The sequence below is a fragment of the Litorimonas haliclonae genome (assembly GCF_965138505.1).
In the GTDB taxonomy this organism is placed as follows: domain Bacteria; phylum Pseudomonadota; class Alphaproteobacteria; order Caulobacterales; family Maricaulaceae; genus Litorimonas; species Litorimonas haliclonae.
This window is the reverse complement of record NZ_CBCSCO010000002.1, coordinates 360,217-382,129: the sequence shown is the minus strand read 5'-3', so window position 1 is coordinate 382,129 and position 21,913 is coordinate 360,217. Positions and strand designations below refer to the sequence as shown.

Genomic DNA, 21,913 nt, shown 5'->3' with positions numbered 1-21,913 from the left:
AATGACCAAAGATACAGGACTACAGAAAACGGCAGAAATCATCTATGATTACGCCGAAAATAAAACAACATACCAGACAGATAAAATTGTCACCATTCCCTCCTCTGCCTATTTAGATCAGGACATCTGGGAAGCAGAAGTTTCGAAAATATTTAAAGAGTTGCCTTTGGCTCTCGCTACGACTGCGGAACTTAGAGAACCCCATTCTTATAAAGCCATGGACGCTGCGGGCCTTCCGGTCCTCATGACCCGCGGAAAAGATGGTGTCGTTCGGGCATTTTTGAACGTATGCTCCCACCGCGCGGCCGCGGTTGCAGAGAATGGGTGCGGTATCAAGAAACGTTTCGCCTGTAAGTATCACGGATGGACGTATAGCGCAGACGGACGCTTGATGGGAGTTGCAGAGGGAAATACCTTTGGCGATGTCGACAAGTCTACTTTGGGATTACGTGAGCTTCCGTGTGAAGAAAAAGGCGGTCTTATATTTGTAATCCTCACGCCGGGCAAAGAGATGAATCTGGACAATTTCTTGGACGGAATGCTGGATGATCTCGAAAACGCGAATTTCAAAGACTGGGCTTATCTTGGTCAACGGGAATTGACCGGAGCAAACTGGAAAATTGCGTTTGACGGATATCTTGAGGGGTATCATTTTGCGCAGCTTCATCCGGAGACCATTCACCCGCGTACGCTTTCAAACCTGACACATTACGAATCTTTTGGCCCGCATATGCGCATAGGTTTTGCTCAGACGGACATAAAAGAAAAATTCGACGCTGCACCTAAGGAGAAATGGGGTGAGATGGAAAACACAGGGTATGACTTCGTTCGAATTCTTTTCCCTAATGTATCTGTTTTCCTGGCGCCCGAAATAACCCAGGTGGCTCAGCTCTTCCCCGGCGAAACGCCGGACAAAAACCGCACCGTTTTGACATTCTTCCGACCAGACCCACCTAAGGATGATGAAGATAAAGCGGCGCTAGAAGGGATGATGGACTTTCTTCACAATGTTGTTCGTGATGAAGATTATGCGACCGGCGACCAAATTCAAAAAGGATTGGAGTCCGGAGCTCACGAATCTATTATCTTGGGCAAAAACGAACGCGGGAACCAGTTTTTTCATGAGTGTCTTGCTTACTACATGAATGACCGCAAAGGTCCTATGCCAACAATTTAATGCGAAGGTAGCAAATTATAATTTGTTACAAAAAACTAGGCGTTTTCCCGATTAGAAAGCGCCTAATTTTTTTGCCGTGCTCTAACGTGCTCAAGTTAAATTGAAAGAATATTCACCGCGCTTATACCGGGTGCGCCATAGACGTGTGTGTATCCGGTTTTCGGCGAGTTGGGCACTTGCCGCTTTCCTGCCGCGCCTCTCAATTGCAAACATATTTCGTAAACCTGCCTGAGACCAGACGCCCCGATCGGCTCTCCGTTCGCTAGACATCCGCCGTCCGTGTTGACCGGCATGGAGCCACCTATTGCGGTAGCCCCGTCCCGGATAAGCTTTTCTTGCTCCCCATGATCGCAGAATCCGTTTTCCGCCATATGCATTATCTCGGCGCCTGTTTCTGTATCCTGCAATTGAAGAACATCAATCTCATCCGGACCAATTGAGGCCGCTTCGAACGCGGCTTTGGCAGCGTCAGTCGTGACTGCAGGGCCTAGGTTTTTGGCGAGAGATGTTTCGTAAACTTCGAAACTACCATATTGCCGTGTTCGCATTTCCATTGCGTCTAGAAACACGGGTTTCGCCCCCATTCGCTTCGCTTCTTCTTCACTCGTCAGAATGATTGCGGCGCCGCCCTGAGACGGACTACAAAACATAAATTTGGTAAGCGGATCACTGACCATAGTTGATTGTGCAATATAATCTGCTGAGACCGGATCCCTCCGCCAGGCATTCGAGTTCAACGAACCATTATAGAACGCTTTTTCGGCAACTTGGGCCAAAGTCTGTTTGCTAATGCCGTGCTCATGCATGTACCTTTGGATTTTCAGCGCGAAAAATTGCGTGGTCACCATCAAGCCCGTTTCGGAAAACCAAGAAGGAACTCCGTTATTCCTTGCGTTGGGGGAGAAGGCTCCGCGTTCATGTTTGTCAAACCCAAGCGCTAAGGCATATTTTGCAGTTCCAGCGCGCACCGCATTTGCAGCAGCGAATAAAGAACTACCTCCCGTTGCGCAGCCGGTGTAAAGATTGACAAATGGCAGTCCCGTTAACCCGAGTTCGTTAACTGCCGCCATAGCGTAGCCCCCATCGCGAGAACCTCCAAACCCGATATTAATATCCCGCCAGTCCAGTCCCGCATCTTTCAATGCAAGGCGGGTAGCCTCTACGCCCATGTCCAGAGCTGATTTTTCAGGAAACTTACCGAATGGGTGGAGCCCCATCCCTACAATTGCGACGCGGCTCATGAACTAATCTCCCGCTCGAAAACAAATGTAAGAATTGGGTTACCGTTCTCATCGGTACGGAAAGGTTTAAGCGCCAAAACATAGGTGTCACCAATATTGAGTGCCTTCGACTGATTCACATTGAGGCGAGCCTTTACTTTAACGCCGCTGGGCATTTCAACCAAACCAATTCCGTATGGGGTAAAAGTGTCCTTGGTCTCCCCGGAGTTATAGGGCGGTTTGGGCATGTAATGTTGTATGGTCCAAGACCATAAAACGCCCTGTTTGCCGAGATTTTTGCGCTCTAAATTCTCGCTAGAACATTGGCTACAGCTCGACCGGATAGGAAAATATATTTCTCCGCAATTGCTGCAACGTGATCCAATCAAGCTTGGTTGATCCGTAAAGAGGTCAGGCGATATGTGTTTTCCAGAGCTAGAATTGGGAGGGATGATATCTGTCATGCGGCCAGAATTACCATTTATCCGCGGCTGTATCTCCCCCCCAAAAGGTCAGTGTATTTCAGTACCCATTTTATGGTTGAGGTTGGGTATAGAATAAGTTGAGCCGATAGAGAGATTCCATGACCAACGCGGAAAATAAACAATGGCTGATAGATGGAAATCCTGCCGGCCGGAAAGTGGCGAAGTCGGATTTTAAAATGGTATCTGCTCCTCTCCCAGATCTCACAGATGGTCAGGTTATGGTAGAAGTCGAATATCTGGAATTCACCCCCTCCTTAAAAGGACAAATGGAAAATCGTCTGGCTTATGCCGCCAAGACTGAAAAGGGGCAGGTCATGCGGGGCCGCGGAATAGGACGCGTGATAGAGAGTTGTAGCTCTAGCTTTAAGACTGGAATGACAGTCCATGGCTATCTGGGATGGCAGACCCATTCGGTGATGGACAGTCGGGACCTCACCATTCTCCCTGATGATGGTTTCACCAGGCTTCATCTTGGCCCATTAGGCTCAACCGGAATGGCAGCTTACTTTGGCTTTTTCGACGCTGGAAAGCCAAAGTCTGGCGATAATGTCTTGATTTCAGGCGCCGCCGGAGCTGTAGGATCCATGGTTGGGCAAATGGCAAAGATTTCCGGTTGTAAAGTGGTGGGAGTCGCTGGCGGCCCTCAAAAGTGTGAGCATCTCATCAACGGCTTAAAACTAGACGGCGCGATTGACTATAAATCCGAAGAGCTAAAAACAGCAATGAAACGACACGCCCCAAACGGATTTGATGTTATTTTCGATAATGTCGGCGGTCCTTTCCTGGACGCGGCTCTTGCGAACATGGCTGTCGGAGCACGGGTTGTGATATGCGGAGCTATATCGCGTTATGAGACGGACAACCCGCCGCCTGGTCCGAAAAATTATTTTCAACTTGTCCATAAGCGCGCCAATATGCGCGGCATCTTATCTCCGGACTATAAAGAGCGCTTTCCCGAAGCCCGCGCCCAGATAAAATCATGGATTGCCGAAGACAAATTTCGGTATTTCGAGGACATCCAAGAAGGCTTCGACAATATACCGTCGACCTTTATGAGACTGTTTTCCGGCAAAAACTTGGGGAAACAGCTCCTCAAAATTAAGGCTTTGGAATAGCTTCGCCGCGCTCTCCAGTGGCGATAAACTTATCAATCATCTGGTGCATATACCGGATTCTTGCCTCTGTATAATCACTGAAATGAACGACGCCGTCCGCTGAAGATTTCATGCCTGTTTGGACATGTGGAATATTTCCGAAATCTTGGTCAAAAACCATCTTTAAAGACGAAGACCCAGGCTCTTGGTCCGAGAAACGGTCATCATAACCCAACACAGTTTTTTGAGTTCGCGGAGGTCTCTCAGCACCTTTCGGAAGAGGCACCATCCACATCACGTCCATTATAGAGCCTTCGGGATTTCCGGGTTCGGGACGCCATCTATATACCAGTTTCGGTCCATACCCCGCCCAGAACGCCATGTTCGGAAAAATACCGTAAAGGAGGTAATCTAGGACTTCTGCGTCCTTGGCCCCGCTATGATCATAGCCTGTTTCAGCCGATAAGCGCGCTCTCGTATTGTCTGCCAATAAGCTTCGCGTACGAAAATCAGCAGGCAAAGCATCAATGTCCACTCCGTCCGTGCGCGAGTCTCCGCGTTTCTGCATAAGCGCGAGTTGCTCTACATCAGTCAAGGGCGGATCTAGCGAGGGAGACGCGGTGGCTCCGGCAGAAATATGTCTAGAAATATAATTATTTAACGAGTCATACTGGGAATTAATATCTGCGATCGAAGGCAATAGTTGCGGGTGCGTCGTTTGAGAATGGTGGCTTTCCATAAAGGGTTCAGCCGTGGTCTTCCAATTTGCACGAACATGTTTTTCAAACCAGAACTCGCAATAGCGATTATCCCAATCATAAGGCTCGAAATGAGCAATCATTGGCGCCGCCCAGTCTTCAAATTCCGGCGCGTCTTGATCCATATTAATAAAAACAAACCCGCCCCAAACAGCAACTTTTGCTTGCGGCAGTTGTGAGTTCTCTGAGTTCCATTGCGGCATATCCCAAGCAATTGGGTTATTTACCAATTCGCCAGTATTGCTCCATGCGATTGCGTGAAACGGACAGACAAATTTTGTTTTATTGCAATGGCCCGTAATTAATTTGCGCCCGCGATGGAGACAGGAATTAAAAAACGCTTTCACGCCATTTTCAGTTTGAGTGATGATTAGAGATTTATCCGAAATTTCATAAAGGAAACAATCGCCAACTTTGGGAATGTCTTGGAGCATACATGCCATCTGCCACGTGCGCGTCCAAAGATACTTGTTTTCTTTCTCGAAATAATCACGGGACCAGTAACGCTCGACTGAAACAGGCTCTAGTTCCGCCTCTATCTTCGCCGCATGCCGCAAAAATTCCGGCGCGCCAGATTTATCTGCCGAAATGATATCCTCATAGGTAAGGTCCGGCCGCGTACTTAGCTTACTTTTATCCATTTTATCCGGTCTCAGATCAAACTGTAATATTTCTTTTCAACGTACTTAAACATATTCCAAATTCACGCTGAACCAAGCCCACCTTTATAGATAGGTTTTCCTAAACCCTTATAAATGGCATATAATGTCTTTCAATTTATAGAGAATAAATTTCAGGAGAGCGACATGGATTTGGGCTTAAAAGGCAAGAAGGTAATCTTAACCGGTGGCAGCCGAGGTCTCGGTCGCGCCGCGTTGGAGCATTTCGCCAAGGAAGGAGCAGATGTCGCTTTTTTCTCTCGGAATGAGGAACAAGTTAAAGCCGCTGAGAATGAGTTGAAAGTCCACGGCGGAAAAGTGTTCGCGGAAGCTTTCGAAGTTAGCGACATGGACGCCTACAGCGCTTGGCTCACTAAAGCAGCCGACGAGCTGGGCGGCTGTGATATTTTTGTTCACAACATGTCATCCTCAGGTGCCGGGGGGTCCGGTGATTGGGATATGACTTACAACCTTGATATTAAAGGCGCTGTCACCTCCATCGAAACGCTCACCCCTTTCCTAGAAAAATCAGGAGAAGGCTCCGTCATTTTCATGTCCTCAACGGCGGCAGTTGAGACCTTTATTCGACCTCAGGCTTTCAACGCTCTGAAAGCGGCCCTTATCACTTACGGTAAGCAATTGTCCCAATCCTTGGGACCAAAGGGCATTCGCGTGAATATGGTTTCACCAGGGCCCATTTCTTATCCCGGCGGAAACTGGTCAAAAGTGAAAGAAGCGAAACCAGAATTCTATGACAGCCAGGCTGAAATTATGGCTTTGGGGCGTTTTGGGTCGCCGGACGAAATCGCAAAGACTGTGGTCTTCCTGGCAAGTTCTGCATCCAGCTATACGACAGGCACCAATATTATCATTGATGGTGGCTATACGAAACGGGTCCAATTCTAAACCCGTTCAATGTATATAAAAGCCGAAATCGATATTCGCGAGGGAGAGCGTGACCGTCTCTCTCGCGTGATATCCCAGTATTACATCCCGATTATGAAGGAAGCCGGCTGGACGCTCGTCGTCTCCATGCTGAACCGCGACAACCCATTGCAGCTCACGAATGTTTGGGATGTTGGCGTTTCTCCCGATGAAGGGATTGCTTTTCTAAAAGCTCACAAAAAGTATCCTGAGATGAAAAAAGAGATGGGTAAAAGCACTCTGAAAGAAACCCTGACATTTATGGAAGATTGGCTCCCATGAGGACTGTTGAAAGCGCGGTGACGCTAGGGGATTTAGCTCGGATTCAAGCCCAGATAAATCCTGAAAAAACACTCTACATTTACGAGGATCACCCTCTAAGTTTTGAGGCATTTAATGCCCACACTAATCAATTAGCGAATGGCTTGCTCGCCTTAGATCTGAAACCCGATGAACGTGTGTGTTACCTCGGTAAAAACACCGTCGCTTATTATGAACTATTGATAGGTACATCAAAAGCCGGAGGGGTAACATGCCCTATCAACTGGCGCTTATCCGAAGCTGAAATTGCCTATATCTTATCGAACTCTGAAACACGAATTTTGTTTGTGGGTCCAGAATATATCGAGAAGGCCAATCGAATAGCGAAGGCCCATTCGGATTTGACGATAATAGCGCTGGATTCTTATGACGAGTGGCGGGATCAATACCCCAGCAAGGAAGTGAACACAGACCGCTTAGATCAAGACGATGTGCTGCAGCTTTATACCTCCGGAACGACAGGACGACCAAAAGGTGTGAGGATGTCCAATGCGGCCATGCTCAGTAACAGACGCCGTGATTTAGATCCTGAAAGCCCGGCTTGGAACCGCTGGACAAGTAACGACGTCGGCTTGGTATCCATGCCCTGTTTCCATATTGGCGGCACCAGCTTCGGCCTGACAATTCTTTACGCCGGAGCAACGGGGGTGATAATGCCTACTTTTGATGCCGGCGCACAATTGGATATCATGGTAAAATACGATATCTCGAAACAATTTATTGTGCCTTCCGCACTCCAAATCATTCTTGATGACCCCCGCGTAAACGATACTGATTTTTCCAAGCTCAATTATATCCAATATGGCGCATCGCCTATTCCGTTGGAATTGATGAAAGCATGTATAGACGTGTTTGGATGTGAATTCGTTCAGAAATATGGGATGACAGAAACATGCGGGACTTGCGTCGCGCTTTCGCCCGAAGACCACACTATTCCAGAAAACCCGAAAATGAAGTCTGTCGGCAAACCTCTAAATGGCGTTGAGCTTCGAATTACCGATCCCGAAGGGCAGGACTGCGCGGTTGGTGAAACCGGGGAAATCGTGATCCGATCCGCAAGCAATATGAGCGGATATTGGAAGAATGAAGAAGCAACGAAGCAAACCTTCTTTGAAGGGGGCTGGTTACGCTCGGGCGATGCGGGTTTCTTAGACGACGAAGGCTATCTCTATATACAGGACCGGATTAAAGACATGATTGTTTCCGGCGGCGAAAATATCTATTCGGCCGAGGTCGAAATCGCCCTGCTTGAGGACCCATTGGTTCAGCAGGTTGCCGTTATCGGCGTGCCGGACGAAAAATGGGGCGAAGCTGTCATGGCTTACATTGTCCTCAAGGATAATGCGTCGACAACATCAGAGCAAATAATCGAAAATTGCCGATCCAAAATCGCTAAGTTCAAATGCCCAAAAAGGGTTGAGTTTCTGACAGCCCTACCGCGCAATGCCTCCGGCAAGATTTTAAAGCGGGAATTGCGGGCGACGCATTGGGGCGAAATGAATCGCGGCGTTAATTAGTTTAAAATTTAAAATTTATAATTCCTAACAGCTGCCCAGCTTTCTATCCTATCAGGATAGGGGGAATCTCTATTGTGAACGGCGTCAAACAACAGCCCCTGCCCTTCCAGGCCCACAAAGTTTTCCGCATGATCATCAATCAAATAATCAACATTTACGACGCTTTTATTTGCACAAAAAACAATATTGTCCGCATTGAAAAACGGTAGATGCCGCTGGACCCAGTTATATTTGTGAATACATGACTTGGGGAATAATGTGGCAGCTGTGACAATAAAAAGCTCATGTCGGCGATTGAGCTCCCTGAGTGTTTCGACAGCGCCCTCCATGGGTTGGATCTCGCCGAAAAATTCTCCTTCGCCAAGCATCTCCCAAAAGTGATTGTGCTGTACATCTGATAGAAAAGTTTCAAATTTCCGTCCGTCTGCGAACTTGGTCGTCTCCGGATAGGTCGTTTCCAGCCATTTTCTCTGAGCGGCGTAAGTGTCGGTGATGACATCGTCCATATCAAAAGCAATTCGGGCCATTAGGCGAGGTAACCTCCGTCTACAGGAATATCAATTCCAGTCGAATAACTGGCTTCGTCCGATGCCAAGAAAACAATCGCATTGGCAGGTTCGTCCGGGCTACCAAGCCGCTTCATGGGATGGCCGTCCGCGAAACCCTTTATAACGTCTTCGGCTGTGGAGCCTGCTTTAACCCCGGCGTCAATATAAGCCTCAACCATTTCTGTATGTATTGCCCCCGGGGAGACCGTGTTGACGCGAATATCATATTGATTCTCTGCGCAGTGCAGAGCTACGGAACGTGTGAACATCCGCACGCCCCCCTTGGAGGCGCAATAGGCGGGAATGAAGGCGCCGCCGCGGTGCCCTAAAGTAGAGGCGACATTCACGATGGCGGCCCCCTTCACAGTTTTAAGCGCCCTAACACCCGCCTGCGTGCCTAAAAAAGTCCCCTCCAAGTTGATGGAGATCGTTTTTCTAAAGTCGTCTAAAGATATGTCTTCGATACTTCCCGGAATGCTGACCCCGGCTGAGTTTATCAACGTGGTAATACCGCCAAATGTGTTTTTGGTTGCCTTTACGGCCTCTTCCCAACTATCTGGGGAGGTTACGTCAAGCTCAACAAAACTCGCTGCGTCCCCGAGCTTGTTAACCACACTCCGCCCTTTTTCGATATTAATATCACCCACGACCAATCGTGCGCCTTCTTCCACGAATAACCTAGCGGTCGCGGCGCCGATACCACTCGCCCCGCCAGATATTAGTGCTATTTTTCCCGTGAGACGTCCGGTCATATTATTTCAGAAGCCCCTAAAGAGGGCCGGAGGCCGCTAGCCAACCGCCATCAATTAACAATTCTGTACCAGTCACAAAACTGGATTTATCAGAGGCTAGAAACATAACCCCATTGGCAATTTCTTCCGATGTGCCCATACGGCCAATTGGTTGTAATGTTTCAAAGAATGCTCTTGTGCCGGCGGCATCCCCTGAGGCCTCAAAGGCTGCTTGATTCATTGGGGTATCAATCGCACCGGGGTGAACTGAATTGCACCGAATGTCCTTATATTCTTTCGCGCAGTGGACCGCGATTGATTTGGATAGTAACCGAACCGCACCTTTGGTTGCTCCGTAAGCCGCGCCATTCGCCAGGCCGATAAAACCTGTAATCGACGACATATTTACGATGGATCCTTTGGGGCCACCGGGATTTTCTTTCATCACGGAAATAGCTTCACGGCATCCAAGCATAGTCCCCGTTTGGTTTACGGCGATCATCTTCATCCAAAGATCCATTTCTGTATCTTCGATACATCCGCCCAGGAAAATACCGGCATTGTTTATTAAGGCATCAAGACGGCCGGTTGCGCTAACAATTTCCGCCATGACCTCTTTCCAGCGTTTTTCGTTCGAAACATCCTGATTTAAATATGTGGCTCCTGTTTCTACTGCGAGCTTTTCTCCCAAATCGTCCTGAATATCTGAGAAAAATACGTTCTCAAACTCTGCAAATGCCGTCCGCACAATGGCCGCGCCGATACCTGACGCGCCGCCCGTGATTAAGATTGTTGAATCTGCCATAATTACGCTTTCACCAAGGTTTTTCCCATAGTCTTCCCGGTCATGAGATCAATAAAGGCGGTCGGTATTTCTGCTACGCCGTCGTAAATATTATCAAATATCTTTAGCTCTCCAGATGCGGCCCAGTCGTTCAACTCCGACTGAGCTTTAGGTATGACGTCGAAATGATCAAAAAGTAGAAAGCCCTGCAATTTTAAACGTTTCAGAACAATATTCCAGAGGCTCTTAACCCCATAAGGAGCGTCACTATTGTTATAATCCGCAATCATACCGCAACATACAACGCAGCCATTTTCCGCCATTACGGGTAAAATGCTTTCAAGCATTTCGCCGCCGACATTATCGAAAAACACATTCACACCGTCAGGGCATTTTTCGGCAATTGCAGAGCCTAGGTCATTGACCGTTTTGTAATTAATTGCCTCATCATATCCTAGTTCATAAAGGCGCTCGATTTTCGCTTTAGTGCTCGTCAAGCCAATAACGCGCGCTCCGCGAAGTTTGGCGATTTGCCCCGCTAATCCGCCCGTCGCTCCCGCCGCAGCATTAACCACTACAGTGTCGCCTTTTTTTACCCCGCCGATTTTGCACATTCCGACCCACGCAGTAAGTCCCACAGGGCCTAGCGCTCCCATATAATGTTGCAGCGGTACACCTTGCTTTGGTTCTACTTTTTCGAGTCCAATAGCATCATTCAAAATGGAGTAATTCTCCCACTTTGCCATTCCTCTCATATAATCACCGACTTTGACGGACGGGTTATTGGATTTAAGAACCTTTCCGAGGGTCATGCCGAATACGGTTTCGCCTAGCGGAATTTGAGGCATATACCCCTCAAACGTTGCAGCTTCGTCCATGAAGCCTCGAACACCGGCATCCATGGAAAAAATCAAATTTTCGAGCAGGAATTCGCCCTCGCCCGGCTCTGGGACCGAACCGCTTATGACTTCAAAACAGCTCGAGTCAGGCGCTCCGTCCGGCCGCTTCACCAGACGAACCATTTTATTTTCGTTCAAGGCCATAGCTATGTGGGTCCAACGCCGACAGCATCATTTAGGAGTTCATGAAAACGTTGAATTCGTTTTTCCTGGCCAGTAAGAACGCCACCTGTATAGCCTCTGGAGTGTAATCCTTGCTGCTGACTAGAGCCCACAGATAAGTCTTGATCCGCGACAAAACCCAATGACTTTTCACCATAGACAATAGTCTCATGTTCGGCGTCTTCAAAGGGCTTCGGTCCACAAGGTGTCTCAACCACATCGCGGCCTTCAACTTCTGGATTGAAGAACCAATGGTCAAAAATACATTTTTCAGGATCTGTCGGGTGGGGCTCGCTTCGCAGCACCTGGAATCCGTCGGCACTTAGGGTCAAAGTAAAATTCGGCCAGAGAGTACAGTGATAATAATCTGTCAATTGAGCGTCATTGAGCGTTTCGAAAAAAGTATAGCCTTTTTCAGCTCCTGTCTCTCTCTTGGCTTTTTGAATTGCGATACGCGCATCAGCAGGTCTTTTCTCAAAGTCTTTTGGGTCCAGCCCCCAATATTCAAGAACAACATCCAGCGGAGGCTCACAAAATTCCTGCGGTATCTCCCTCGTGGAGGGCTGATGACCCTTCATGACCATGACATTGTGTCCGCTCTGATAGCTCTGGAAATGGGTGTTTTTATAGTCATCCTCAACAAATGTCGCGAGTTCAGGATGCAAAGTCGGCAAATGATAGGATTCGTTAAAGTTATCTCTTATTACTTTCCAGTTACACGGGGCCTCAGTCGTCAGGTAAAGTGTCCGGGTTTGAGTCTCCATCTGATATCCTGCCAACATTTCCGGCAAGGGATCTAGCCATTCGAGAAGAGGCTTAGCCTCTGGGTCCATATTATACCATATAAAGCCGGCCCAGATTTCGCATTGAAGTTCCACGAGTTTAAGTTTCCCGCATGGATTGCCTCCGACGACATCTTCAGCATTTTGTGCTTGTTTCAGGACGCCGTCTTTGCCCCACTTCCAACCGTGGTAAGAGCAAGTGATTGTTTCTCCGCCTCCAATATCAGAAAACACCAGTCGGTTTCCGCGATGCTGACAGGCATTATAAAAGGCTTTGATGCTACCATCCTCTTGGCGGATCATAATCACCGACTCGTTCATGATATTGTGACGAACCCAATCGCCCGGCTCTTCAACGTCGGAGATATGTCCTCCAACATGCCAAATCTTGGTCCAGAGGTGATCCCATTCTTTTTGCATCCATTCTTTGGAAAAATATCGCTCTGCGGTGATGTTATCGCCGCGGACAGGGGGATCGTAGTCCGGGTGATATCCTCCGGGAAATGAATCTATATTCTTCATAACGTCTTTCTCTTTAAAATCCCATCTCTTGCGGCGTTGGTATGCGCCGCAGTGTTTGCCCCCCCGTAACGTCAATGATTTGACCCGTGACGAATGCCTCGTCCGAAGCAAGCCACAGGGCGGCGTTCGCAATGTCTTGTGTGGTGGGGGCGCGGCCAAGCGGCGTTTCGTTCAGAAAAGCCTGTGCGAGGCTCTCCATTTCAAAAGCTTGCTCCGTCATTGTCGTTTTGGTGAAGCCGGGCGCGATCGCATTCACCCGGATGTTTTTTGGACCATATTCAACGGCGGCGATCTTCACGGCATGATCCGCGCCGCTTTTCGCACCAGCGTAACCCGCGTAACCGGGCGGAGCCAGGATCGCCGTCATGCTAGAGGCCGTAATCAGAGAGCCGCCAGGCGTTTCTCCAGAAGACATGCGCTCTGCCATCTGTTTAAAAAACAGGATTGGCCCCATGAAATGTACATCTGAAGACCGTCGCAAATCCTCCGGCGTGATTTCGCTAATCGGACCGCTAACCTCTGTCCCGGCATAGTTTACCGCTATATCAACGCTCCCGAATTCAGCAATTGCCCGATCCGCGAGGGCCGCCAAGCTCTCTTCATCAGTGACATCGGCGGTCATCGCAAGCGCTGAGTTACTTTCCGCAACAGTTTTAAGGTCTGCCTCACGCCGCGCTGCAAGAATCAGATTTGCGCCTTCCTGTGCAAAACGCATTGCGGTTACCGCGCCCATACTATCGGGGTTAGACGCTCCGATTATGATGGCTGTTTTACCTGCTAAGCGACCGCTCACTGGCATCCCCTATGATCTACGTTGATTTCAGGCGCTTCTGGCATCGCCTTTAATTTACTATACGGAACCGCGCGGCCCGAACGAGCTAATCAATCTAATAGCTACACATATGGGGCGCGCCCAATTATGTGACGAAAGACACTCTACAAGAACTTAAAAACAGTCAGGGGATATGGGCCAATCATTTATTAAAGCGGTCGCGTTTGACGATCTAGTAGATCGTAAATCCGCCTGCATGAAGCTCAATGATTGGCCAGTGTTGCTGATCTACTCCAACGAAAAAGTATTTGCCCTGATGAATATGTGCAGCCACCAAAATTCTGAATTGGAAGGCGGCAGAATAAGACGCGGCACGATAATGTGCCCGCTCCACGGCGCCCGGTTCAAACTTGAGAACGGAGAGAATATCGGTGGCCAATACCCTCCGGTAAAAACCTTCAACTCCAGGATTGAAGACGGTTGGGTCGAAGTGGAGATTCCCGACGAAGCCTATGTCGCAGAAATCGCCTCTGCGTCAGGGTTTTAAATTTATAGGAGAGAGACGATGAGCTTTTCAGGACCTTTTGAAGATAGACTAGCCATTCGCGAATTATTGGACGTTTATTCTGATGCCGTCTGCCGAAACAATGCCGAGGAATGGAGCGCTTGTTGGGCCGAAGACTCCAGCTGGAGTTTGCCCGACTACCCTGAATTTCCCGATGTAATCGGCCGCAAAGCGATCGTCGATATGTGGGTCGGTGCAATGGCCCAGTATCCCGGGGTGATATTCGTTTCAACGCCAGGCCATATCGTCGTTAACGGTAATACCGCTGAAGTTCGCTGCTACACCTCGGAAGTATTTGACGATGCGGATGGGCGCACAACGAGAGATCGCGGTTACTATGAAGATGAATGCGTAAAAATAGACGGCAAATGGGTTTTCAAAAAACGCGTCTTCAAAAAAATTCACAGGGAAGAGCCTAAATAGTTTTGAGGAGGCATTCTGGTGTTTAACTCAGAAAGTCTCCTCAACAAATCAACGGCTCCACAAGGCCTCCTCATAAGGAACACGTCCGCTGAGCTGTCTGCGGAGGTGGAGCTCTTAAATATTCTGTCTGAAACAAGACGCGAAATTCGGATCACTGGCGTGGTCCCGCTCTATCTTTGAGACATTAGACGGAGTGTATCGCGCGCGGCCTTTATAGGACTCCCGGAGCATTAACTTACGCAAATCAATTCATCACATTGCTCAGAATAGAAAAGAAATGGCGCACCTCGAAGGGGAAACTTCGAACGCGCTTTTTGAGACTTTAGAGGACTGGAACACCCAACTCAAGCATTCTGATATCACCAAACCAATTGAGCAAAAGCCATGACGGGTGTAGCTCAAAAAGACTTTAAAACAGCATCTGCAAGAAAACCCAAAAAGGTTTACCCAAAGCCAATCTGTGTGCGCTTCACGGATAATGAACGTGCTGAACTGGAACGTAAGGCAGGAGATTTGACACTAAGTGCTTATGTGCGCTCCCGTTGCGTGGGTAAAACTGCTGAACGCCACCGCACTCGTGGCAAACGCCCAGTGAAAGATTACGAAGCGCTTTGTAAAGTCTTGGGCGCACTAGGGAAATCGAAACTTCCCAACAATGTCAACCAAATCGCGAAAGCTATCAATACAGGTACGCTTGCCCTTCCCGCAGTTACAGAAGCTGCAATCTTGGAAGCCGCTTACAATATCGCTTACATCCGCCTGACCTTGATTAAGGCTCTTGGCCTCAAGGAGGATGACACATGATTATGATCGGTCATTCTAGGGGCAACGGTCAAAACCTAGCCCGGCACCTCCTTAGCTCAGAAAATGAACATGTTACAGTGCATGACGTATCAGGTTTTGCCTGTGATGATCTACATGGTGCTTTTAAGGAAGCGGAAGCCTTCTCCCGCGGTACCAAGTGCCAGAAATACCTTTACTCGCTAAGCCTCAACCCTCCTGCAAAGGAGAATGTGGAAACGAAAGATTTTGAAATCACTATTGCTCGCGTCGAAGAAACGCTTGGACTTGCAGGACAACCTCGCGCCATCGTCTTTCATGAGAAAGAAGATAGACGCCACTGTCATGTTGTTTGGAGCCGTGTTGACACCGAAAAAATGAAAGCTATCGCGCTCTCATTTCCAAAAAGAAAACTTAACGCCTTGGCAAAGGACATCTTTCTCGAAAAAGGATGGGAACTGCCTAAAGGCTTTCTCAGTCCGCACTTGCGCGATCCTAAGAACTTTACGCTCGAAGAATGGCAACAAGCCAAGAGACAGGGCAAAGACCCCCGTGAGATTAAAGCTATTCTCCAATCATGTTGGAAACAGTCTGATTCAAAGCCCGCCTTTGAGAATTCGCTTAATGGATACGGCTATAGACTGGCGCGTGGAGATAGTCGCGGCTATGTGGCAACCGATATGAACGGGGAAGTGTACTCCCTAAGCCGATATGCAAACGTCAAAACCATAAACCTAAAGCAAAAGCTTGGAGATAGAAAAGAGCTACCGTCCGTTGAACAGGCTCAAGCGCAACTAGCGACAGAGATAATCCCAAATCTCAAAAAACTTTATAACGAACAATCAGACAAGATCGAAAAACTAGATAGCTCCTATTTGCGGATGCGATCGCAACTCACGCGTATGCATAAAAAGCAACGCTCTGAACAAAAATTTATGCAAGAGAAACGCTCGATTGCTGAAAGTAAGACAAGACAAGAACGGTTCAATAAAGGACTTAGAGGATTGTTTGACCGTATCATTGGCGCTTACAGTAAAACCAAACGTGAAAATGAATTTCAAGCATATCAGGGTGTTCTGCGCGATCAAAAGCAACGCGACACCTTAATTTTTAAACACCTTAGACAGAAACGCGAACTGACTGAGCGTATGTCAAAGCAATTGAAAACGCCAAATCAATCATACAAGGCTTTAGGAGCAGAAATCAAAAGATTAAATAAAATCGTAAGAAATGGTCTAGAACGGTAATTTTTTCGACAGAAAATGTTTCTAGCTAACAAACTCCGATATAGATGTTTTTCAAGGCTTGCTGTACGGCGCGTATGTATCGTTCAAATACAAAACATTGTGTTTTTTATAACACTCGTAAATTAAAGGAAATATAGCAGATTGAGACCTTGAGGTATTTACATCTAAAAAATTTAGTCGCTTCCGCATAATTTTTTTAATTTCTCCACGATCTCTTCGACTGAATGTATTGAAGAATTCAAAGCTAAACGACCTGCTAAGGTTGGGCTATGCTGAGTCAGTTCATCCTTAGTGATTTTATGCCATATCGGTAGTATTCTCGATGCACCTGACATCTCCAAAGACACCAATCCGTCCAACTCTGTTTGAGGCCAAGACTTTGAGAAAAAACTCTCTGACAAAACAACAATTCCAAACCTTGAGTTAGACAATCCTCTATCAATTTCTTTCCTGAGGCTATCACCCCAAGTTAGAGAAAATTCGTCATACCAAACTTTGATTCCCGCTTCTGCAAGGGCGTCAGCTAACCCTTTTACAAACGATTCTTTATCTTCAGATGCATGGCTGATGAAAACATCAAACGTTTCCTCTATGTTTGAAATAGGTGTTTCTGTAATCTGAGCGGCAATACTTAATCGTCTTGATAACCCGCGTTCAAAAGATTTCTGCCGTCTTTCTAAATCATCTTGAACTTTCTTAGCTTGCTTAGCCTGGTTGTCTCTCTGGCTTTTTTCCTCGCGCTCCAGAGATGTATTATTTCTATTAAGCTCATTAGTTTTGGATGCCATTTGCTTAGCGTACTCGGCACGTTTCTTAGCGCATGCCGCTAGGGCTTTTTGATAACGTTCAATTTCTTTAAATTTAGATTGTATGATTGAACTACTACTGGACCGCGATGCGGATTCAGAAGCTCGGTTAATTTTACTGTTTAAATCAGCTTCTTTTTTTGACTCTGCGGCATCTTTCGCACGCAAATCAGCAATAGACTTTTGTGTTCGAGCAATATTTGATCGCGCTGTTGAAAGTGACATTTTAATCTCAAATTTTTGATTCAGAAAATATGCAGCCCAAATAAAAATGTTCTTTACTTGTTCCAATGTCAAGTACTCGAAAGTCTTTCTTGCCCTTTGGCGAGAACGGGGTGTTCAAATAGATTTTAAAATTGGCTTGGTTTTGGTGCTGCTGCAACAACGCGAGCCTCAACCATGCCAATTTTACTTGAAATGCGCTTAAAGGGAGATTGCTCCTAAAACGTCAAGGATTAAAGCCTCCTTGTTAAAACTACAGGCTCGGTTTACGAAATCGCGCTCGGACAAGCCAAGTCAACTCTGTTCTTTCCAAAGCAACAAAGCTATGTTGGTTGAGCGAAGCCATGCCATTAAAAAGAAAAGATTCACCCCATGATACATCATGATAAAAAACAAAGCAGAAGACTACTCTCTTTAGATGGTGGGGGCATGCTTGGCTTGATCACCCTTGAAATATTGAAAAAACTAGAGACAGAACTTTCTCTTGCTACGGGGAAAGGCGCAAAATTTCGATTAGGAATGTTTTTTGATTTCATCGCTGGCAATAGCACTGGGTCAATAATTGCGACAGGGCTCGCCTTGGGCATGACCGTTGATGAAATTATCGAGTTTTATATTGATTTTGGCGACGAAATGTTCAGTAAAAATGTTTGGTTCAAACGGTTCAGATCGAAATATAACGAAAAGAATTTACAGAAGATTTTACAAGACGTCACAGAAAACAAACTCCTTGGAAGTGACGAACTTACTTGCTTATTACTGGTCGTTCTACAGAATGCGTCAACCAACTCTACATGGCTTATTAGCAACAATCCCCATTCAAAATACAATGAAAAGGCTCATAAATTCTGCAACTTGAATCTACCGCTGTGGCAACTCGTTAGAGCAAGTACAGCAGCTCCTAGTTTCTTTTCACCTGAAGAGATCAACGTGAATGCTCAAAATAGAGATAATGCAAGTTTCTATTTTGTGGACGGCGGAGTATCGGCACACAACAATCCCGCTCTAGCTCTTTACAGAACGGTATCAATGCACAAAGAAAATCTCTCATGGCGAGAGGGTGAACAAAACCTACTTCTTGTGTCGATAGGAACAGGGAATGTTCCTCGAGGCGATTCATCTATCTCGCGACGAGGTAGACTGTTTTTTAAGAATGCGGCTATGATACCAACAGAGATGATTTCTACGTTGTCGGCCGAACAAGATATAAACTGCCGCTTCTTAGGTCGATGTCTGTATGGCGCTTCCGTTGACCGTGAGTTGGGAGATATGATTCCGCGAGATCAAGACGGCATTCCAATTTCTGAAGATACAGATACTGGTAAACGGTTTAGCTACATTCGTTATAACCCTGATTTAAGCTCAAATGGTTTAACGGAGTTAGGGAAAAGCCACATATCAACAAAAATCTTTAGAGAGATGGACAATACAAAATTTACAACTGAATTCAGGGAAGTTGGTCGCAAGTACGCCGTCGATAACGTCAAGGTAGCTCACATGTCCAAATTTTATTGAGTCGCCTTAGAGAAGGTCAACTTTCTGAGAATAAATCTAAAGTATATTCATTTATTGTTTCGCCGTATATTTCCTTCATTTTTAATAAAAAATCAGTTTGACCGCCATAACTCGGGTGCCTTACTTTATGTAATTTCTCTTCAGGAACTTTACTGCTAAGTGCGTTAAATGCATCATTACCTATCGCAATCACCTGAGTTGGCTTCACAAGCTCAATAATGCTCATTAATATATCAACTCCAGCATCCCTTTCTTTTGCATTGTGTGCTCTATTTGAAAATGGTTTCCCCCCTTCAAAAGGATGAAGAGGAAAGACATTCCAAAGAAAAATAGGAGAACTTACTTTCTGAAGAACTTCCCAGATTACAGTCGCTGTTCGTTCTTTAACGGGTGCGCCGCATGTTAGCTGTTTAGGCTCGAGCCCCCAGCGGCTAAGATGATCTGAAAAATGAACATCATCCGTTAGGGCTAGCCCCGTCCTTCTGCCTCCGCGATAACCTAGGTCCCGTCCTACCCATATTGCGTCCACCTCTAATTCGGACGCACGATCCAACATTTCTGAAAGATACCATCTTCTCAATTCAGGAGCTTCGTCAGAGTCATGAACAGGACACCGATCAAAATATGGATTAAAGGTATTTTTGAACTCCATGCGTTGGATGGATTCTAGAATATCTAAAGCATTCATACTTCTTTTGCCTCCACTGGCTCAAAAGAAAGAGTTCGCTTTTCTCTATCCCCAATAATAACCCCCCCATTGTGTTCATGAACCTTACGGAACACATCGTATCCCTGCAGTATCGCACTTTCCCAGAGATGAAGGGGGCAATCCTCCACCTCATATCCTCGCACAAAGTTTTCAACGGCTTTTAGCAAATCGAATGAGACTGAAGTCTGCCCCTCAAACAAATTTAGGGTCTTAGCATAAGAGAATATATAGGCAGTTAGTCCCTCTTCAATTACAATAGCTCGACCACTATCCTGAGCCTCATCTACATCCTTATCGCTCTTGCGCTTGTGCTTGATTAATGCACGGAACGTTGGTGACCAGTGAAGAACTGCAGCATTAGCAAAGTGGAACACATCATGAAAACGGTAACCATCCGGATCGCCAATATTATCAGATAATGGGTCGCCAATAAACACGCCTTTCCATCTTAAGTAACTTCTACTATTAGCTCTTTGGGTAATCTCAATTCTAAATTTTCGAGGCAATTGCTCTTCCTCTGAGAAATTCAAATCGAAATCTGGGAGACTCTCAATAGATGGTTTAAGAAATCTACCGCGTACCTTAACAATGTTCCCTCTAACTATTGCCGCAAAAGACACTTTTGAAGCTTGCACCGCATCAATGTAAAGCTTCACAAAATCGAGCAAATGGGATTTTGCGTTTGTTGGATTGTCTCCAAGACTCAAAAGATTAGCTGACTGCTTGCCAAGGCGAAGAAGTAGGATGTCTAGTGGTGCTAGGTCGGCCTTAGTTACAGCCTTAGCAACAGGACTGCCGGGATCGTCATTAGCTATGACGCTTAGTGTGTATCCGCTGCCATTTATCGCTTCTAAGAAAAGTTTTGAAAGGTCAATTTCGAACCGCCTACATAAAGCCGAGACATACCAGAGTGTGTCGCCGAACTCTTCTTCGACATCGCGCATGTAGCCTGCAAAAGCGCTCTCTTCACGCTGTCGCTTCTTAGACGCGCTCATAACGCTGCCAACTTCGCCAAATAAACCGAATAAAATTGGCGTGATATCTGATTTTTTAAATCGATCAGTTGGAGCGACAGCGATCTCATAATCGGAAAGAAGAATGTTCATGGAGTTGTCCGACACAGTCATTTTCTGTTCCTTGCTTCTTCTAGCATATCAAAAGGTCGTCCTTGATATCCAATATCGTTGAGTTCAGACAACCATTTTTCGAAGCACCTAATCACAGGTTCTGCTGTAATTTTCTTTCGCCCTCTACCCGCCAAGACAAGACCCGCGGCTTTCAAATTATTTGGAAACTCAGGACCTTCCGCCCCATAATAAATGAAATCGTCACTTATAAGAACACGATTTACAGATGTGTCTCGATCTATGTGCTTTTTCACAGGTTCGCCGTCGCTGCTACTATGGTAAGAGTTTTTTTGAGACCACCCACCAACTTCATTCGGACAGTAAATATTGTCCCCACATGCCATACGATAGCTTGCACAAAGGTTTGGCTTTTTCTTTTCAAACCGAGGGTCATTCCAGTATTCTGAGAAAGTTATGGCTTCAGTCACCCGCATAGCATGAACTAAAAATCCACCTCTTCGAATTCCTACTCGGTTGCTTCCTGTTCCAATAATCCAGTCACCAATGGCTGCATGCTTTCTAATTTCAGGCTTACATGTCGCTAAGGTGCAAAATCCATGAAAAGGATTTGGAGCAAACCCACTGTCATAAGCAACTATGTAACTATGAAGTGTTGGCATCATCAATTTACCCGCACGGATGACGGTGAATCGGTCGAGGTTGGCAAGGGGTACCATCCTGACGCTCAAACTTTTCATAGTCACCATTTATAGCGCCAATTATTTTATCTGCGTTCCAAGCAACGAGAGCATTTCCGTACTCATCTAGCGCCGCAGGCACCTCACATCCGTGCGCACCTTTTTCCCAAACCCCGACTATAGTTTTTCCTAATTCATGAGCCTTTTTGATTTCCCAATTCACCCAATCGCTATCCTTCGTTTCTGGAGAGATGTAAACAATCATCGTGCTCGCCCATTTAATTTGTGGTGTGAGTATTGCAGATTTAATGTACTCAGGCGATTTGGCATTGTTTGGTTTGTCAGACGTTATAGATGCATCTCTTATATCCATACCTTTGATTTTGAGAAATCTTTTGAGTACGGCTAATTTCTCATCATCCTTGTGAACATGACTAATAAAAACATTTTTTGTTTCGCTACTCACCTACAACCTACTTCCAAATAACAACCTGATCATGTTATACAGTATTACTAAACCACGTTT

At 46.5% G+C, this 21,913-nt stretch carries 24 protein-coding genes; 10 read left to right on the top strand and 14 right to left on the bottom strand.

What is annotated here, in order from left to right:
- Nucleotide 1: 1 nt before the first annotated feature.
- The gene (locus tag ACNA05_RS05990; RefSeq protein ID WP_415810503.1) at nucleotides 2-1,177 is read left to right on the top strand and encodes an aromatic ring-hydroxylating oxygenase subunit alpha; all 1,176 of its coding nucleotides are present in this window, start codon (nucleotides 2-4) and stop codon (nucleotides 1,175-1,177) included.
- 95 nt (nucleotides 1,178-1,272) lie between these two features.
- On the opposite strand, the gene ACNA05_RS05985 is transcribed toward ACNA05_RS05990, so the two are convergent.
- Nucleotides 1,273-2,418, bottom strand: coding sequence for a thiolase family protein (locus ACNA05_RS05985; RefSeq protein ID WP_415810502.1), 1,146 nt, complete (start codon nucleotides 2,416-2,418; stop codon nucleotides 1,273-1,275).
- Nucleotides 2,415-2,861, bottom strand: coding sequence for a Zn-ribbon domain-containing OB-fold protein (locus ACNA05_RS05980; protein WP_415810501.1), 447 nt, complete (start codon nucleotides 2,859-2,861; stop codon nucleotides 2,415-2,417). The genes ACNA05_RS05985 and ACNA05_RS05980 overlap by 4 nt, the downstream gene beginning before the upstream one ends.
- A 119-nt stretch (nucleotides 2,862-2,980) precedes the next feature.
- On the opposite strand from ACNA05_RS05980, the gene ACNA05_RS05975 reads away from it, so the two are divergent.
- Nucleotides 2,981-3,997, top strand: a complete 1,017-nt coding sequence (locus tag ACNA05_RS05975) for an NADP-dependent oxidoreductase (protein ID WP_415810500.1) — start codon at nucleotides 2,981-2,983, stop codon at nucleotides 3,995-3,997.
- Here ACNA05_RS05975 and ACNA05_RS05970 read toward each other — a convergent pair.
- Nucleotides 3,981-5,375 (bottom strand): aromatic ring-hydroxylating oxygenase subunit alpha, encoded by a 1,395-nt coding sequence (locus ACNA05_RS05970; RefSeq protein ID WP_415810499.1) that lies wholly within the window; start codon nucleotides 5,373-5,375, stop codon nucleotides 3,981-3,983. The genes ACNA05_RS05975 and ACNA05_RS05970 overlap by 17 nt on opposite strands.
- A gap of 165 nt (nucleotides 5,376-5,540) precedes the next feature.
- Here ACNA05_RS05970 and ACNA05_RS05965 point away from each other — a divergent pair, with 165 nt between their 5' ends.
- The 3 genes from ACNA05_RS05965 to ACNA05_RS05955 are packed head-to-tail and all read left to right on the top strand — an operon-like array spanning nucleotide 5,541 to nucleotide 8,155.
- Nucleotides 5,541-6,299, top strand: a complete 759-nt coding sequence (locus ACNA05_RS05965) for an SDR family NAD(P)-dependent oxidoreductase (protein ID WP_415810498.1) — start codon at nucleotides 5,541-5,543, stop codon at nucleotides 6,297-6,299.
- A 9-nt stretch (nucleotides 6,300-6,308) separates the two neighbouring features.
- Complete coding sequence (locus ACNA05_RS05960; protein WP_415810497.1) at nucleotides 6,309-6,599, top strand: hypothetical protein; 291 nt, start codon at nucleotides 6,309-6,311, stop codon at nucleotides 6,597-6,599.
- Nucleotides 6,596-8,155 (top strand): long-chain-fatty-acid--CoA ligase, encoded by a 1,560-nt coding sequence (locus tag ACNA05_RS05955; protein ID WP_415810496.1) that lies wholly within the window; start codon nucleotides 6,596-6,598, stop codon nucleotides 8,153-8,155. Before ACNA05_RS05960 ends, ACNA05_RS05955 begins: the two co-directional genes overlap by 4 nt.
- A gap of 8 nt (nucleotides 8,156-8,163) precedes the next feature.
- Here the strand turns inward: ACNA05_RS05955 and ACNA05_RS05950 are convergent, their stop codons facing one another.
- Genes ACNA05_RS05950 through ACNA05_RS05925 form a run of 6 tightly spaced genes read right to left on the bottom strand, consistent with a single transcriptional unit; the run spans nucleotide 8,164 to nucleotide 13,382 of the window.
- Nucleotides 8,164-8,682, bottom strand: coding sequence for a 5' nucleotidase, NT5C type (locus ACNA05_RS05950; RefSeq protein WP_415810495.1), 519 nt, complete (start codon nucleotides 8,680-8,682; stop codon nucleotides 8,164-8,166).
- The gene (locus ACNA05_RS05945; protein WP_415810494.1) at nucleotides 8,682-9,455 is read right to left on the bottom strand and encodes an SDR family NAD(P)-dependent oxidoreductase; all 774 of its coding nucleotides are present in this window, start codon (nucleotides 9,453-9,455) and stop codon (nucleotides 8,682-8,684) included. Before ACNA05_RS05945 ends, ACNA05_RS05950 begins: the two co-directional genes overlap by 1 nt.
- Before the next feature lie 16 nt (nucleotides 9,456-9,471).
- Complete coding sequence (locus tag ACNA05_RS05940; protein ID WP_415810493.1) at nucleotides 9,472-10,239, bottom strand: SDR family oxidoreductase; 768 nt, start codon at nucleotides 10,237-10,239, stop codon at nucleotides 9,472-9,474.
- Between the two features lie 2 nt (nucleotides 10,240-10,241).
- Nucleotides 10,242-11,261 carry a zinc-binding dehydrogenase gene (locus ACNA05_RS05935; RefSeq protein ID WP_415810492.1) on the bottom strand — a complete coding sequence of 340 codons (1,020 nt, stop codon included), beginning with the start codon at nucleotides 11,259-11,261 and terminating at the stop codon, nucleotides 10,242-10,244.
- A 2-nt stretch (nucleotides 11,262-11,263) separates the two neighbouring features.
- On the bottom strand, nucleotides 11,264-12,583 hold the full coding sequence (locus ACNA05_RS05930; RefSeq protein WP_415810491.1) for an aromatic ring-hydroxylating oxygenase subunit alpha: 1,320 nt from the start codon (nucleotides 12,581-12,583) through the stop codon (nucleotides 11,264-11,266).
- A 13-nt stretch (nucleotides 12,584-12,596) separates the two neighbouring features.
- Nucleotides 12,597-13,382, bottom strand: coding sequence for an SDR family NAD(P)-dependent oxidoreductase (locus ACNA05_RS05925; protein ID WP_415810490.1), 786 nt, complete (start codon nucleotides 13,380-13,382; stop codon nucleotides 12,597-12,599).
- 166 nt (nucleotides 13,383-13,548) lie between these two features.
- On the opposite strand from ACNA05_RS05925, the gene ACNA05_RS05920 reads away from it, so the two are divergent.
- The 4 genes from ACNA05_RS05920 to ACNA05_RS05905 all read left to right on the top strand — a co-directional run bounded on the left by ACNA05_RS05920 (nucleotide 13,549) and on the right by ACNA05_RS05905 (nucleotide 16,370).
- Nucleotides 13,549-13,902: a Rieske (2Fe-2S) protein gene (locus tag ACNA05_RS05920; protein WP_415810488.1), complete on the top strand. Its 354-nt coding sequence runs from the start codon at nucleotides 13,549-13,551 to the stop codon at nucleotides 13,900-13,902.
- 18 nt (nucleotides 13,903-13,920) lie between these two features.
- On the top strand, nucleotides 13,921-14,343 hold the full coding sequence (locus ACNA05_RS05915) for a nuclear transport factor 2 family protein (protein ID WP_415810487.1): 423 nt from the start codon (nucleotides 13,921-13,923) through the stop codon (nucleotides 14,341-14,343).
- Nucleotides 14,344-14,727: 384 nt separating this feature from the next.
- Nucleotides 14,728-15,147 carry a plasmid mobilization protein gene (locus ACNA05_RS05910; RefSeq protein ID WP_415810486.1) on the top strand — a complete coding sequence of 140 codons (420 nt, stop codon included), beginning with the start codon at nucleotides 14,728-14,730 and terminating at the stop codon, nucleotides 15,145-15,147.
- Complete coding sequence (locus ACNA05_RS05905) at nucleotides 15,144-16,370, top strand: relaxase/mobilization nuclease domain-containing protein (protein ID WP_415810485.1); 1,227 nt, start codon at nucleotides 15,144-15,146, stop codon at nucleotides 16,368-16,370. Before ACNA05_RS05910 ends, ACNA05_RS05905 begins: the two co-directional genes overlap by 4 nt.
- A 173-nt stretch (nucleotides 16,371-16,543) precedes the next feature.
- Here ACNA05_RS05905 and ACNA05_RS05900 read toward each other — a convergent pair whose 3' ends face one another.
- The gene (locus tag ACNA05_RS05900; protein WP_415810484.1) at nucleotides 16,544-17,401 is read right to left on the bottom strand and encodes a TIR domain-containing protein; all 858 of its coding nucleotides are present in this window, start codon (nucleotides 17,399-17,401) and stop codon (nucleotides 16,544-16,546) included.
- A 369-nt stretch (nucleotides 17,402-17,770) separates the two neighbouring features.
- On the opposite strand from ACNA05_RS05900, the gene ACNA05_RS05895 reads away from it, so the two are divergent.
- A complete protein-coding gene (locus ACNA05_RS05895) occupies nucleotides 17,771-18,913 on the top strand; it encodes a patatin-like phospholipase family protein (protein ID WP_415810483.1) in 1,143 nt (380 codons plus the stop codon).
- Between the two features lie 16 nt (nucleotides 18,914-18,929).
- Here ACNA05_RS05895 and ACNA05_RS05890 read toward each other — a convergent pair whose 3' ends face one another.
- The 4 genes from ACNA05_RS05890 to ACNA05_RS05875 are packed head-to-tail and all read right to left on the bottom strand — an operon-like array spanning nucleotide 18,930 to nucleotide 21,853.
- Entirely contained in the window at nucleotides 18,930-19,601 is a 672-nt protein-coding gene (locus tag ACNA05_RS05890; protein WP_415810482.1) for a uracil-DNA glycosylase, read from the bottom strand.
- On the bottom strand, nucleotides 19,598-20,728 hold the full coding sequence (locus ACNA05_RS05885; protein WP_415810481.1) for a nucleoside triphosphate pyrophosphohydrolase family protein: 1,131 nt from the start codon (nucleotides 20,726-20,728) through the stop codon (nucleotides 19,598-19,600). Before ACNA05_RS05885 ends, ACNA05_RS05890 begins: the two co-directional genes overlap by 4 nt.
- A 17-nt stretch (nucleotides 20,729-20,745) precedes the next feature.
- A complete protein-coding gene (locus tag ACNA05_RS05880) occupies nucleotides 20,746-21,372 on the bottom strand; it encodes an Nmad2 family putative nucleotide modification protein (protein WP_415810480.1) in 627 nt (208 codons plus the stop codon).
- A gap of 4 nt (nucleotides 21,373-21,376) precedes the next feature.
- The gene (locus ACNA05_RS05875; protein ID WP_415810478.1) at nucleotides 21,377-21,853 is read right to left on the bottom strand and encodes a TIR domain-containing protein; all 477 of its coding nucleotides are present in this window, start codon (nucleotides 21,851-21,853) and stop codon (nucleotides 21,377-21,379) included.
- Nucleotides 21,854-21,913: the final 60 nt, after the last annotated feature.

Coding starts and splice junctions, on each gene's coding strand:
- ACNA05_RS05930 (WP_415810491.1), bottom strand. CDS start 12,583: ATGAAGAATATAGATTCATTTCCCGGAGGATATCACCCGGACTACGAT.
- ACNA05_RS05905 (WP_415810485.1), top strand. CDS start 15,144: ATGATTATGATCGGTCATTCTAGGGGCAACGGTCAAAACCTAGCCCGG.
- ACNA05_RS05960 (WP_415810497.1), top strand. CDS start 6,309: ATGTATATAAAAGCCGAAATCGATATTCGCGAGGGAGAGCGTGACCGT.
- ACNA05_RS05915 (WP_415810487.1), top strand. CDS start 13,921: ATGAGCTTTTCAGGACCTTTTGAAGATAGACTAGCCATTCGCGAATTA.
- ACNA05_RS05920 (WP_415810488.1), top strand. CDS start 13,549: ATGGGCCAATCATTTATTAAAGCGGTCGCGTTTGACGATCTAGTAGAT.
- ACNA05_RS05955 (WP_415810496.1), top strand. CDS start 6,596: ATGAGGACTGTTGAAAGCGCGGTGACGCTAGGGGATTTAGCTCGGATT.
- ACNA05_RS05890 (WP_415810482.1), bottom strand. CDS start 19,601: ATGAATGCTTTAGATATTCTAGAATCCATCCAACGCATGGAGTTCAAA.
- ACNA05_RS05885 (WP_415810481.1), bottom strand. CDS start 20,728: ATGAACATTCTTCTTTCCGATTATGAGATCGCTGTCGCTCCAACTGAT.
- ACNA05_RS05925 (WP_415810490.1), bottom strand. CDS start 13,382: ATGCCAGTGAGCGGTCGCTTAGCAGGTAAAACAGCCATCATAATCGGA.
- ACNA05_RS05970 (WP_415810499.1), bottom strand. CDS start 5,375: ATGGATAAAAGTAAGCTAAGTACGCGGCCGGACCTTACCTATGAGGAT.
- ACNA05_RS05985 (WP_415810502.1), bottom strand. CDS start 2,418: ATGAGCCGCGTCGCAATTGTAGGGATGGGGCTCCACCCATTCGGTAAG.
- ACNA05_RS05940 (WP_415810493.1), bottom strand. CDS start 10,239: ATGGCAGATTCAACAATCTTAATCACGGGCGGCGCGTCAGGTATCGGC.
- ACNA05_RS05880 (WP_415810480.1), bottom strand. CDS start 21,372: ATGATGCCAACACTTCATAGTTACATAGTTGCTTATGACAGTGGGTTT.
- ACNA05_RS05910 (WP_415810486.1), top strand. CDS start 14,728: ATGACGGGTGTAGCTCAAAAAGACTTTAAAACAGCATCTGCAAGAAAA.
- ACNA05_RS05990 (WP_415810503.1), top strand. CDS start 2: ATGACCAAAGATACAGGACTACAGAAAACGGCAGAAATCATCTATGAT.
- ACNA05_RS05980 (WP_415810501.1), bottom strand. CDS start 2,861: ATGACAGATATCATCCCTCCCAATTCTAGCTCTGGAAAACACATATCG.
- ACNA05_RS05965 (WP_415810498.1), top strand. CDS start 5,541: ATGGATTTGGGCTTAAAAGGCAAGAAGGTAATCTTAACCGGTGGCAGC.
- ACNA05_RS05935 (WP_415810492.1), bottom strand. CDS start 11,261: ATGGCCTTGAACGAAAATAAAATGGTTCGTCTGGTGAAGCGGCCGGAC.
- ACNA05_RS05945 (WP_415810494.1), bottom strand. CDS start 9,455: ATGACCGGACGTCTCACGGGAAAAATAGCACTAATATCTGGCGGGGCG.
- ACNA05_RS05950 (WP_415810495.1), bottom strand. CDS start 8,682: ATGGCCCGAATTGCTTTTGATATGGACGATGTCATCACCGACACTTAC.
- ACNA05_RS05900 (WP_415810484.1), bottom strand. CDS start 17,401: ATGTCACTTTCAACAGCGCGATCAAATATTGCTCGAACACAAAAGTCT.
- ACNA05_RS05895 (WP_415810483.1), top strand. CDS start 17,771: ATGATACATCATGATAAAAAACAAAGCAGAAGACTACTCTCTTTAGAT.
- ACNA05_RS05975 (WP_415810500.1), top strand. CDS start 2,981: ATGACCAACGCGGAAAATAAACAATGGCTGATAGATGGAAATCCTGCC.